Raw genomic sequence first — 12,925 nt, 5'->3', positions numbered from 1 at the left:
TTACTGTGCCCCCTTGACCAGTGCGATATAGGAGTCCGGTTCCAGACTAGCGCCGCCGACAAGCGCGCCGTCAATGTCCGATTCACGCATGTACTCAGCGATGTTATTTGGCTTGACGCTGCCACCGTACTGAATACGTACGGCGTCCGCCACATCTTTGCGGTACAGTCCGGCAATCAATTCCCGGATGTAGCTTATGACTTCGTTGGCATCGGCGGCTGTAGAAGATTTACCGGTTCCAATCGCCCAGATCGGCTCATAAGCTATCACCACTAGTCCAGCTTGCTCTGCGCTGAGCCCCGCGAAAGCCGCTTCCGTCTGTTCCTTGCACACTTGCTTAGTTTGACCCGCGTCACGCTCTTCCAGCTTCTCGCCCACGCAAACAATCGGTGTGAGACCATGCTTGAATGCAGCGTGCACCTTTTTATTTACGGTTTCATCCGTTTCACCAAAGTAAGCGCGGCGCTCCGAGTGTCCGATAATCACATAGTCCACGCCTAGATCCTTCAGCATCACCCCGCTGATTTCGCCAGTGAACGCGCCATTGTCTTCCCAATGCAGGTTCTGTGCGCCCACTTTCAGCCACGTCCCCTTCACAGAGACCAGCATGGGCAGAGCCGTGAACGGAGCGCAGATAACGCTTTCCACGCCTTCGATCTCCGCGTGGCCTTTGACAGCATTTACGAACGCGGCTGCCTCGCTCGCAGTTTTAAACATTTTCCAGTTGCCGGCAATGATTGGTTTACGCATAATCGCCACTCCTTTTATTGTACTGCGGTGGAACCTGCTCTTCAGGCGGACTTCCCAGGCAGGATTAAGCTGCCCTCTACTTGTCGTTCAAGGCAACTACGCCCGGCAGCGCCTTGCCTTCCATAAACTCCAGGGAGGCGCCGCCGCCAGTAGAGATATGGTCCATCTTTTCACCCAAATTAAACTTCTCAACCGCCGCGGCAGAATCACCGCCACCGATGACCGTATATCCCTCGGTAGATGCGCATGCTTCAGCTACCGCACGAGTTCCGTGTGAGAACGGCTCGATTTCGAACACACCCATTGGTCCGTTCCATACGATCAATTTGGATTCAGCAATGGTTTTCGCATATTTCTCTCGAGTCTTGGGCCCGATGTCGATCCCTTCCCAGTCGGCAGGGATTTCGTTCACCGCCACAACGCGTGTGTTAGCAGTGGCAGAGAAATCATCCGCCACCACGACATCCTCCGGTAGCATGAAGTTCACGCCTTTTTCTTTTGCTTTATTGATGAAGCCCATCGCCATATCCGTTTTTTCATTGTCAACGAGCGATTTGCCGATTTCAAGTCCTTGAGCTTTCAGGAATGTGTAGGAGAGGCCGCCGCCAATGATAATGTTATCCGCGATATTCAACAGGTTGTCGATCACCTGAATTTTATCTTTGACCTTCGCGCCGCCAATGATAGCTGTGAAAGGCCGGTCCGGATTATTCAGCGCTCTGCCCAACACGTCTAGTTCTTTCTCCATCAGCAATCCTGAAACCGCCGGCAAATGATGTGCAATGCCTTCCGTGGATGCGTGAGCACGATGCGCCGCACCGAACGCGTCATTCACATACAAATCCGCCAGCTCGGCGAATGCTTTTGCCAGCTCGGGATCGTTCTTCTCTTCTCCCGGGTAAAAGCGGACGTTTTCCAGTAGGAGCACGTCGCCTTCTTCCAATGCGTCCACTTGCGTTTTGACCGCGTCGCCGATTGCTTCATCCGCCTTTGCAACAGGCTTGCCCAACAGCTGGGACAAGCGTGCGGCAGCAGGTGTCAAACGAAGCTCTTCCACTACTTGGCCCTTCGGCCGACCCATATGGCTCGCCAGAACGACCTTGGCCCCTCTCTCCGTCAAAAACTGAATGGTAGGCACGGTCTCACGGATCCGGGTGTCATCCGTAATTTCACCGTTCTCCATCGGTACGTTGAAATCCACACGCACAAATACCTTTTTACCCTTCACTTCTACGTCACGAACGCTTTTTTTATTCATTCCGCACACGCCTCCTTTTCGTTCTTACACAAAAAATTGTGGGTACGACTAGGCAGCGCCAAAGCTTTCGCGCACGGGCGATGGCGAACGTACTCGTGCAGTCCAGAGCCAGTGACGACAGTGAGAATGTCCACAGCCTGCAGACACATCTCACAGCCACTTCACTCCTAGACGCGTGAGTACCTCGCTATGCCTCATACGCGAAACCAGTGACAAGCGCTTATGTCATAACCACAATTCTTAACTTACAAACCTTTTTTCGTCATGTAAGAAATCAGATCCACTACGCGGCTGGAATAGCCCCACTCATTGTCATACCAAGCAACGACTTTCACCATGTTCTCGCCGACTACCATCGTGGACAAAGCATCGACAGTCGAAGAAGCAGGATCGCCGTTGAAATCTCTGGACACAAGCGGCTCTTCTGTATAGCGCATCACGTGCTTCAGAGGACCTTCAGCAGCAGCGTGCAGCACTTGGTTCACTTGCTCAACGGTCACGTTTTGCTTCAACTCGACCACGAAATCGGTCACGGACACGTTTGGAGTTGGTACGCGGAAAGACATACCATTCAACTTGCCCTTCAACTCAGGCAGCACAAGTGCAACAGCTTTAGCCGCACCAGTAGTGGTTGGAATGATGTTCACAGCCGCTGAGCGAGCACGACGCAAATCTTTGTGCGGCAGGTCGAGCACAGATTGGTCGTTAGTGTAGGAGTGAATTGTTGTCATCATACCTTTTACGATACCGAACTCGTCGTTCAACACTTTTGCAACAGGTGCCAAGCAGTTGGTTGTGCAAGAAGCATTGGAGATGACTGTATGTTTAGTAGGATCATATTGCTCTTCGTTAACGCCCATTACGATAGTGATATCTTCTTCTGTCGCAGGAGCGGAGATGATAACTTTCTTAGCGCCGCCCTTCAGGTGCAAACGAGCTTTCTCGCCGGATGTGAAAATACCGGTGGATTCAACTACCAGCTCAACGCCCTCCGTTCCCCAAGGTAGATCGGCAGGATTGCGTTCAGCGAATACCTTTACTTTTTTACCGTCAACAACCAATGCACCGTCCGCCACATCAACGCTAGCGTCAAAGATGCCATGGTTAGTGTCGTATTTCAACAAGTGGGCCAGTGTGTTCACGTCTGTCAAGTCATTGATAGCTACTACTTCTAAATCCGGGTTGCGAAATGCAGCACGAAATACGTTACGACCGATACGTCCAAAACCGTTAATACCTACTTTTACCATGAGTATGGCCTCCTAAAAATTTTTATAGTAGTTTTTATATGTCAAGACAGGCAAAAGCCCATCAAGATGACAACATATTTACGATTTCTGTCGCGGCGGCTTCATCCGTCACCAGAATATCTTCGTGGCCGAATTGCAGGATGGACGCTATCGCCTCTCCCTTGCTCTTACCACCCGCGACGCCGATAACTCGGTCCATCTGTTGAATATCTTCAATTCGTAAGCCTACGGTTGGCATTTTATGTAATATTTCGCCCTTGCGGTCAAAATAGTACCCGAACGCCTCGGCGTAAGCTCCGTCCGCGCGCAGACTGGCCGTAGTGGCTTCGTCCACCTTACGGCGCCGTGCCATCACCATAGCTTCTCCTATGCCGTGTATGACGATACGAGCTCTACGGATAAAATCGATAATCTCGGAAATCGTGGCATCCTGCATTAACGACTGATAAGCTTCCTCGCCGAGATGATCCGGGACATGCAGCAGCCTGTAGCTGGCCCCAGTTTTCTTGGCCATGGTCGATGCGATCGTGTTCGCCTGCAGCTCCACACTCTCACCGAGTCCGCCCCTCGCAGGCACGAACCAGCTCCCTTTCAGAGATGTGGAAGACGTTAAATGATAAGCGACCTCCGCCATTGTTGAGCCACCGGTTACAGCAATAACCTCGTTGTGGGCGACATACTTTCTCAGCACTGCTGCGCCTGCCCGCCCAAGCTCCTTCTTGGTGTGAGACGACACATCGGAGTCTCCGGGCACAACAACGACCTGTTTGAGTCCGAAGTGCAGCCGTATACGCTCCTCCAGCTCATTCAAACCGAACAATTCCTTGGCGAGCGGCTCCATGCTCTCCAGCAGATGGCGTCCCGAGTCGCTAATTCGCATACCGGATGATTCAATCTCCAGCAATCCCTGCGCCTTGAGAAAATCCACCTCGCCGCGCAGTACGCGCTCGGTCATATTCAGCGAACCGGCTAACGTTCGACGCCCCACAACGCCTGACACCATAATGTGCTGTAGAATTGTATACCTTTTTTTCATCGTGTCGATTAGATCCGGCAGAAGCTGCTTTTGAATATTGAGTATTTCCTTCATGAAACACACTCCCGCGAATATGGACCTTTTTCGTCCCGGCGATACGTTTTCAGTCCCACAACTTCCAAAAAAACGCTAAGTTGAATTCTTAGCTTATTCCATTATATATAACTCGTTTCCCATTTTCAACTTAATAATCACAATTTAGACAAAAAATCTGGTTCTTATGCACCTGTGTGTGTCATACTCGTTTGATTTTTTTGAAGCAATCGCGCACACACACGAAAAGTTCCGCTGGGGGTTGCATTTTTTCGCACAATGTCATATAATAAATTTTGCTGGTCAAAATCGAACGATCAGATTGACTTATCAGCGTTTCTGTTATAATATGCACACTATGCGCCCGTGGTCCAATGGATATGACGTAGGCCTCCGGAGCCTGAGATCAAGGTTCGATTCCTTGCGGGCGCGCCATATTACATACATAACCTCTTCACTGCTGCAGACGTCTACAGCCGCGATGAGGTTTTTTAACACAGTTTGTTTGACCTTTCTTGACCTTTGTTTGTTTTTCGGCTATCATGGTTATAGTGTTATAGTTAAGCTAATTTGAGGAGGCTGCGACCTATGAGTTTTATTCCTATGGTAGTTGAACCGGATGCAAGAGGGGAACGCGCGTACGACATATACTCCCGCTTGCTTAAGGACCGGATCATTTTTCTTGGCACGCCGGTCAATGATGTAGTGGCGAACGCCATTATCGCCCAATTGCTGTTCCTAGCCGCTCAGGACCCGGAGAAGGACATCCACCTGTACATTAACAGCCCAGGCGGATCGATCACAGCGGGCATGGCTATCTACGATACAATGCAGTTTATTAAGCCTGATGTGTCCACAATTTGTGTTGGTATGGCTGCATCGATGGGCGCATTCCTGCTGGCTGCCGGCGCGAAGGGCAAACGTTTTGCTCTGCCGAACAGTGAGGTTATGATTCACCAACCACTCGGCGGCGCTGAAGGACAAGCGAGCGATATTGAAATTCGCGCGAAACGTATTTTGAAGATGCGTGATAGGCTGAATCAGATTTTGGCCGAGCGCACAGGTCAACCTATTGAAAAAATCGAAAGGGATACGGACCGCGACAACTTTATGTACGCTGACGAAGCTGCCGCTTACGGCCTGATCGACAAAGTAATTGAAAAAGTTTAATCGTGTACTCAGTTAAAAAACCATGTGCACATGAAAAAAGAGTTCCAGATGCTGCCTGCGCACCATTCGGAACTCTTTTTTACTTTAATTGCCTGTTACGATCTGTTTATCGTCCGCCAACGGATAGAAAATGAGGTCAATCGGGAACGCGGAACCTGCAGGCGGCGTGAACTCAATGTCCAGGGATTCCTCGGTTCCTGTCGTTTTTGCCAGGATCTGCATACCGTCGAAGGCAGTGAGCACACCGGATTGCGGCACGAGCTGCATCTCGCCATTGATCTTGAACGGCCCTTTAAACACGCCGCCATGCGGCATAATCATAATGGCCATCTTCCGGGGCTTGACAGCGTGTATCTTATAGACAACCCCATAGTTACCTTCATTTAACACGTTCTCTTTCCGCATCGTATCGTAACCCGGCTGGAACGGGTCGGTTTGCCCATCGCCGATAATAATGCGCGACGGCTCATAAAATGCACTGGCGTCAATATCCCATCTCACTTCGGATACCGGGAAGGAGCCTCTCACATGCCCGCTGAACGGGAGCAGTGGCAGTTGTTGCAGCGTTTGTTCGGTAATCCGATCCGTGGCTACAAAAGAAAATTCAATTTCTCCATCCGTCTCTACGTCGTAGAACAAATTCACACCTTGCCCTGGATAGAATTCGGGCATTTGCGAGTAGACAAATGTCTGTTTCGCCGGTACAACCAGCGTCTCATTGCGCGGATCATTCATCAAAAAGTCCACGGAGGCTTCGTTACCGATCAGATTCGCGTATACGGAAGGGAAAACCTCGCCTTTGTTCGTCGTCTTGATCGTTATCGCCCGGTCACTGTTGTTCCTTGCCAGAATGGCAAGAGTCACTTTTTCCTGAGTTCCATTGATGTGATCGGCGTACAGACGGCCTTTTCCGTTCACTTTATCTTGATACAGAATACCTCGTTGCTTGAACTCTTCCGGACTGTCACTCACCAGCAATTTTCTGGTGTCATCCGTCGCGACCTTCTTCGGCAGTTGTGGCAGACTCCAGAAGTTGCCCCAGATCATGCTCCAATCCGTCTTGATGTGCGCACCCACTGGTTTCATGTAGATTGGGTACTCAATGGCGTTGAGATAGGTCTTATCTTCGATGGTAATGTAACGCAAATACGTCTCGCTCTGATTACCATGTTTGTCCCACACGGTCAATGTCACGGGGAACGTACCGGCTGTGAAGAATGTTTCTTCGTTGCCTTTCCACTCATACTTCGCGATGCCCTCAGAATCCGGATCGTAGCTCAAGTCGATGTATTTCACCGGTTCGCCCAGTTGATATGTGCTTTTACCAAAAGCGAATTTTGCTACTGGCTTCGAATTGCCCGTATCTGGTATGTACGTGCCCGCCGGTGTCACAGTATGAACGATTTCCACGCGGCGCAGTTCATCGTTGTAAGTGTACCGCGCGCCCATGTAGTCAGCCAGCCAAGTCAGCTTGATTAACAGCTTGCCTTCCTTGCTAATTGATGCAACCGAATCAAATGGCTCGAGCACACCGTTGATCCAAACGGATTTGTGATCGCTATCCAATACGATGTGGTAGCCGGGAGTGGTCATCTCGATTTGTCTCGTTGCTGCATTCCACTCTACCTTGAGGCCCATTACATCGCCCAAAAATTTCGCTGGCACAAACATTTTGTCCTTAATAATTGTGGCCGGCGATTCCAACGTGACCTTTTTGTCGTTCAAGAAGGCTTCAGTTTTGTCCACGTAAAGCAAAATGTAGCTTGTAGCCGAAGACATGGGCTGTGCCGAAGCGAACGATGAGAGGCAAAAGGTCATGATTAAGCTGATGATCGTGATGAGTGATAATTCCCGCTTGATCTGTTTCATTTCTCTGCTCCTTGCTGTTGAAAATAGATGGCATGCCAAAAAACCTTTCCGTCGGAAGACACGTCAATATAGACGCTGAACTCGACAAAAGGTTGCGCTACTTTTCGTCATATATACCAGCAAATCACTTGATACAAACGGCCGACCAAACGGGAAAAAGCTCCCTGAAAAGGAAGCCCGTCTCGGTTGGTTATTGGTTTTCCAGCTCTTCTTTACTCACCAATGTGACTAAAGCGTTTACAGCCTGTTCGGCGTCCGAACCTTCGGCACTAATGTAAACTTCCGTTCCCGTACTGATCGCCAAACTCATGATACCCATGATACTTTTGGCGTTCACTTTCTTCTCATCCTTCTCTACGAAAATTTCCGAGGAGAATTTATTGGCTTCTTGCACGAACAGTGCGGCCGGTCTGGCATGCAGGCCTGTTTTCAACTTCACAACTACTGGGCGTTTCGACATTCCAACCCATACCCCCTACAATCTTAAATTGCAAATGACCATATATGCAAAATGATCACAAAATAAGCGATTTATCCATTATTATAACATTTTTCATTGCATTACACTAGAAACACTGTGAATTTACACAAAATATCTATATTTCACCGTTCTGCTTACGTTTTTCGGATTTTTTCAGCCAGTTCATCAATTTTGCGAAGACGGTGATTCACACCTGACTTGCTGACGTTGCCTTTTAACAAGTCCCCGACTTCCTTCAAATTCATATCCGGATGCTTCATACGGATTTCCGCCACCTCACGCAGCTTTTCCGGTAAATTTTCAAGCCCGATTTCTTTTTCCAGCAGCCGGATATTGTCAATTTGCCGCACCGCCGCGCCGATGGTTTTATTCAAGTTCGCCGTCTCACAGTTCACCAGCCGGTTCACGGAATTCCGCATATCCTTCATGATCCGCACGTCTTCAAACCTCAGCAGCGCCTGATGCGCCCCTATCAAGCTTAGAAATTCAATGATCTTTTCGCCTTCCTTGATATATAAGACGAAACCTTTCTTCCGCTCAATGCAGCGTGCATTGAGGTCAAACTCATTGGCTAGCGTGCAAAGTCCCTGGCAGTGCTCCTCATACATAGATGAAATCTCCAGATGATATGATGACCCTTCCGGATTATTCACCGACCCTCCGGCGAGGAATGCCCCGCGGAGGTATGCTCTTTTACAACAACTCTCCTGGATGATTGCTTCTTTAATTCCCGGTGTAAACAGGAATCCTTCGGAAACAATGTGCAGTTCCGATAAAATGAGCTGAACTTGATGAGGCACACGTACGATGTAAACATTGTTCTTCTTCAACCGCATCTTCTTACGGACTAACAGCTCGGTGTGCACCTGGAATTTCTTCTTGAGCAGCGTATATATTCGTCGTGCAATCGCCGCGTTTTCGGTCGAAATGTCGAGCACAATCCGTTGATTGGTCAACTGCACCGCGCCATTCATTCGGATTAGCGCCGATAGTTCTGCGATTTCACAGCATACATCCGATTGTATCAATGTTAGTTCCTTTTTTGTTTGTGAGGCGAAGGACATGATAAATCACCTCTTCTTAATCATCCAATTCTCGACCAGCTGATAAATGTGCTGACTCAGCTTTTCCGCATCGTGACGAAGGTAGGTGCGAAAGAGAACGAGCTGGTCGGCGATGACTTTGTACCCTCGTTTCGTCACTTCATCCATGTCCAAGTGAACGGCTTTAGCCCCCTTCTGGGCATATTTGCTCTGCACCTGCGGAGGAATCTCACCGTTGTTCACGATAACATAGTCAAATAAGTCTTGGCCAATATGATCCCGCAAGGCACGCAAATGATCGCTCACCGCGTAGCCATCGGTTTCACCAGGCTGAGTCATCACGTTGCATATGAATATTTTCAACGCTGATGATGCAACGATAGTTTTGGTGATCTCCGGCACAAGGAGGTTCGGCAGTATACTTGTGTATAGGCTGCCCGGTCCGATCAGAATGGCATCCGCCCGTCTCAGCGCCTCAACCGCTTCAGGCAGCGCTGACACATTACCCGGTTCGATAAACACCCGTTTAATCGTCTTGCCCGCTTTCGGTATCTTGGACTCGCCCTCTACGATGGAACCGTCCGTCATTTCCGCCTTCAACACGATAGCCAAATCCGCAGCAGGCAATACCCGGCCGCGCACGGCAAATACTCTGCTTAGTTCACCCACTCCGGTGACAAAATCACCGGTAATATCTTGCATTGCCGCCAAAATTAGATTGCCCAAACTATGGCCCGCTAATCCCTGTCCTTTGTGAAAACGATACTCCAACAATTGTCCCAGCAACGGCTCTACGTCCGCCAGAGCGGTGAGCACGTTACGAATATCCCCCGGCGGCAGCATCTCGAGTTCGGCACGAAGTATGCCCGAGCTGCCTCCATCGTCCGCTACCGTCACGATAGCTGTGATATCAACCGGTTTCTGTTTCAAGCCGCGAAGCATAACGGAAAGACCTGTACCCCCGCCTATCACAACGATGCGCGGTTTACCGGTTTCCCCTGGAATGGCTGTCATTTTTTCACCTCAACCCGATCCCGTTCAGCGTCGCGATGATTAACCCGCACAAATTCTGTCTCGCTGTTGCCCAACATCTTGCCAAGGTATTCAGCAATTGCTACAGACCGGTGCTTGCCACCGGTACAACCTATGCCGACTACCACCTGACTCTTGCCTTCTTTTTTGTACTGAGGTACAAGAAAATGCAGCATGTCGAGAAGCTTACTCAAAAATTCCTGCGTTTCATTCCATTTCATCACGTATTCGTACACTTCGGGATCTTGACCGGTATTGGGGCGTAAGCCTTCGATATAATGGGGATTTGGCAGAAAGCGCACATCAAAGATCAAATCTGCGTCAATCGGGACTCCATACTTAAAGCCAAAGGAAATCACATTAATAGATATGCCATTCGACTCCAGGTTGGTAAAGCGTGCAACTATTTTCTCTTTCAACTGCGCCGGCTTCAGATTACTAGTGTCGATCACTTGTGTGGCGGCACCTTTTAATTCTTCGAGAAGTTTGCGTTCCTGCGAGATTCCTTCAAGAGGCGCGTCAGTTGGCGCCAGTGGATGCTTCCGCCGACTTTCCTTATAGCGCTGTACCAGGACAGAATCGGTGGCGTCTAGGAACAAGATCTCATAAGTGAGCGTATGATTGTCTTTAATATAACGCAGTGACTCTGATAAAGAGGTGAAAAATTCCCGCCCCCGCAGGTCGATCACGAGCGCCACCTTGCCTATGCGGCCCTTGGACTGCTCGATGAGCTCCGCGAATTTCGGAATCAAAACGGGAGGGAGGTTATCCACACAGAAAAAGCCCAAATCTTCCAAGCTTTGCACAGCAATCGTTTTGCCGGCACCGGACATACCGGTGATAATGACCAGCTTGCCTAGGGTATGCATTTCATCCATGGCTTGCTCCTCCTTCATGCCGTCAGGTGGGCGAGTCCCATCAATTATATAATAGAGCGCGTGGGACACCCAACGCGCTGATCTGCTGAATTTAAGATTAAGAGTGCAGGTTCAAACCCGCGGCTCCGACCACACCGGCGTCATTGCCGAGAATAGCAGGCACAATATCTACGCCTTCTTTCGCTGTCGCCACGGCGAATTGATCGAAATATTTACGAATTGCGTCGAATAAAATGTCACCGGCGTTGGACACGCCGCCCCCAACGATAAACCGCTGCGGATTCAACACTACCGCAATCATAGCCATGGATTTGCCCAAGTACAGCGCTGCACGGTTAATAATCCGGTGAGCGACTTCATCTCCTGACTTTGCTGCGTCGAATACGTCCTTGGCCGTGATATTTTCAATTAACGCCAGCGAGGTGTGCTCACCGCGTTCAACCGCCTCCTTGGCCATACGAATAATACCCGTAGCCGATGAGACCGTTTCTAGGCAGCCTGTCATACCGCATCCGCACTGAATGGCTTCCAGGTCCGGAATTAGATTCATGTGCCCAAGTTCACCGGCCATACCGTTACCTTGAATGATACGGTTGTTTATGATAATACCGCCGCCGACGCCTGTTCCAAGCGTGTAGCACACCACGTTCGGTATGCCCCTGCCGGCGCCAGCCCATGCCTCGCCTAACGCCGCTACGTTGGCGTCGTTATCTATCCTCACGGTCTTGCCCAGTTTCTCTTCAAGTATCGCTTTCACCGGAACGTCACGCCATCCCAGATTGGCCGACAGCTTCATAAACCCCGTCGGTATATCCATGAATCCGGCGATTCCCGCACCAATGCCAGCCACTTGGTCCCAATCATATGAAGTGTCCGCTACCAGCTTGCGCACATACTGAGCGATGTTTTCCAATACGACATCGGCGCCGTGCTCCGTCCCTGTCGGACCCTCATATGTGTGCAGCAGTTTGCCGGTGATATCACACAGTCCAACCTTTATAGACGTACCACCTAAATCGACTCCGACGTATATCTTGTCTGTCATGCCTTGGTCACCTCATACAATCATGATCACGTATTTTCTTCTTTCCCAACTATAAGCTAACCCCAATCACAGGTCAAGATAAGGGGTATGAAAAAAACGTGGAACCGGCGTTCCACGTTTGGTATGACTTACAAGGATTGGCTCCAGTCGTGCACCATATGTCCTTCCAGGAACTTCTCACAATCCAACGCTGCCATGCAGCCGCTGCCGGCCGCGGTAATGGCCTGACGGTATGTGCTGTCCTGCACGTCGCCGCAGGCGAATACGCCTTCGACATTGGTTTGAGTTGTACCTGGCTTTACCAAAATGTAGCCTAGCTCATCGGTGTTGATCTGTCCGCCGAGAAACTCCGTGTTCGGCTTGTGACCGATCGCAACGAAAATTCCATCGGTTTCCATAACTTCTTCCTGGCCGGTTTCGTTGTTACGCACTTTTAAACCGGTTACCCCTTTGTCGCCGGAGATAACAGCCAACGGTGTTTTGTTAAGTTCCCATGCCACTTTCGGGTTCTCACGCGCACGGTCCTGCATAATCTTAGATGCACGCAGCTCGCTGCGGCGATGCACTACACGAACTTCGGAAGCAAAGCGGGTCAGGAAGTTTGCTTCCTCCATTGCCGAGTCCCCGCCGCCGACCACGATGATCTTTTTCCCGCGGAAGAAAAATCCGTCACATGTAGCACAGGTGCTGACACCGCGCCCAACTGACTCCCTTTCGTTTTCAATGCCCAGCAATTTAGCGGTAGCGCCGGTCGAGATGATAAGGCTTTCTGCCTCAATATCGCCCATGCCTTCCACAGACAGCTTGAATGGGCGCTTGGACATGTCCACATTGTTGACCCAGCCGGTTTTGAACTCGGCTCCGAAACGTTCCGCCTGCTTACGCATGTTGGCCATCAACTCAGGACCCATGATGCCTTCAGGAAATCCGGGAAAGTTCTCCACTTCAGTTGTAGTTGTCAGCTGACCGCCTGGCTCCGGTCCTTCGATCACCAGTGGGTTGAGGTTAGCGCGAGCCAGATAAATAGCCGCAGTCAATCCTGCAGGACCAGTACCGATAACGATAGTTTTATACATGCGA

General features: G+C 50.1%; 12 protein-coding genes and 1 tRNA gene. 2 read left to right on the top strand and 11 right to left on the bottom strand.

What is annotated here, in order from left to right; all coding sequences use genetic code 11:
• The 4 genes from tpiA to CBW46_RS19080 all read right to left on the bottom strand — a co-directional run bounded on the left by tpiA (window position 1) and on the right by CBW46_RS19080 (window position 4,348).
• Window positions 1-750, bottom strand: coding sequence for a triose-phosphate isomerase (gene tpiA / locus CBW46_RS19095; protein WP_089201560.1), 750 nt, complete (start codon window positions 748-750; stop codon window positions 1-3).
• Between the two features lie 76 nt (window positions 751-826).
• Window positions 827-2,008 carry a phosphoglycerate kinase gene (locus tag CBW46_RS19090; protein ID WP_089201559.1) on the bottom strand — a complete coding sequence of 394 codons (1,182 nt, stop codon included), beginning with the start codon at window positions 2,006-2,008 and terminating at the stop codon, window positions 827-829.
• A 245-nt stretch (window positions 2,009-2,253) separates the two neighbouring features.
• Window positions 2,254-3,258, bottom strand: coding sequence for a type I glyceraldehyde-3-phosphate dehydrogenase (gap, locus tag CBW46_RS19085; protein ID WP_089201558.1), 1,005 nt, complete (start codon window positions 3,256-3,258; stop codon window positions 2,254-2,256).
• A 61-nt stretch (window positions 3,259-3,319) separates the two neighbouring features.
• The gene (locus tag CBW46_RS19080) at window positions 3,320-4,348 is read right to left on the bottom strand and encodes a sugar-binding transcriptional regulator (protein WP_089201557.1); all 1,029 of its coding nucleotides are present in this window, start codon (window positions 4,346-4,348) and stop codon (window positions 3,320-3,322) included.
• 339 nt (window positions 4,349-4,687) lie between these two features.
• Between CBW46_RS19080 and CBW46_RS19075 the strand changes: the two genes are divergently transcribed.
• Window positions 4,688-4,762, top strand: a tRNA-Arg gene (locus CBW46_RS19075).
• A gap of 153 nt (window positions 4,763-4,915) precedes the next feature.
• Window positions 4,916-5,497 (top strand): ATP-dependent Clp endopeptidase proteolytic subunit ClpP, encoded by a 582-nt coding sequence (clpP, locus tag CBW46_RS19070; protein ID WP_089201556.1) that lies wholly within the window; start codon window positions 4,916-4,918, stop codon window positions 5,495-5,497.
• Between the two features lie 84 nt (window positions 5,498-5,581).
• On the opposite strand, the gene CBW46_RS19065 is transcribed toward clpP, so the two are convergent.
• The 7 genes from CBW46_RS19065 to trxB all read right to left on the bottom strand — a co-directional run bounded on the left by CBW46_RS19065 (window position 5,582) and on the right by trxB (window position 12,921).
• Window positions 5,582-7,366, bottom strand: coding sequence for a copper amine oxidase N-terminal domain-containing protein (locus tag CBW46_RS19065; RefSeq protein ID WP_089201555.1), 1,785 nt, complete (start codon window positions 7,364-7,366; stop codon window positions 5,582-5,584).
• A 190-nt stretch (window positions 7,367-7,556) separates the two neighbouring features.
• Complete coding sequence (locus CBW46_RS19060) at window positions 7,557-7,826, bottom strand: HPr family phosphocarrier protein (RefSeq protein ID WP_076230567.1); 270 nt, start codon at window positions 7,824-7,826, stop codon at window positions 7,557-7,559.
• 155 nt (window positions 7,827-7,981) lie between these two features.
• Window positions 7,982-8,911, bottom strand: a complete 930-nt coding sequence (gene whiA / locus CBW46_RS19055; RefSeq protein WP_089201554.1) for a DNA-binding protein WhiA — start codon at window positions 8,909-8,911, stop codon at window positions 7,982-7,984.
• A 6-nt stretch (window positions 8,912-8,917) separates the two neighbouring features.
• Window positions 8,918-9,904, bottom strand: a complete 987-nt coding sequence (locus CBW46_RS19050) for a gluconeogenesis factor YvcK family protein (RefSeq protein WP_089201553.1) — start codon at window positions 9,902-9,904, stop codon at window positions 8,918-8,920.
• On the bottom strand, window positions 9,901-10,800 hold the full coding sequence (gene rapZ / locus CBW46_RS19045; protein WP_089201552.1) for an RNase adapter RapZ: 900 nt from the start codon (window positions 10,798-10,800) through the stop codon (window positions 9,901-9,903). Before rapZ ends, CBW46_RS19050 begins: the two co-directional genes overlap by 4 nt.
• A 97-nt stretch (window positions 10,801-10,897) precedes the next feature.
• Window positions 10,898-11,845, bottom strand: coding sequence for an ROK family glucokinase (locus CBW46_RS19040; protein ID WP_089201551.1), 948 nt, complete (start codon window positions 11,843-11,845; stop codon window positions 10,898-10,900).
• 128 nt (window positions 11,846-11,973) lie between these two features.
• Window positions 11,974-12,921, bottom strand: a complete 948-nt coding sequence (gene trxB / locus CBW46_RS19035) for a thioredoxin-disulfide reductase (RefSeq protein ID WP_089201550.1) — start codon at window positions 12,919-12,921, stop codon at window positions 11,974-11,976.
• Window positions 12,922-12,925: the final 4 nt, after the last annotated feature.

The organism is Paenibacillus xerothermodurans, assembly GCF_002220865.2.
GTDB lineage: Bacteria > Bacillota > Bacilli > Paenibacillales > NBRC-103111 > Paenibacillus_S > Paenibacillus_S xerothermodurans.
This window is presented reverse-complemented; position numbering and strand designations above follow the sequence as displayed.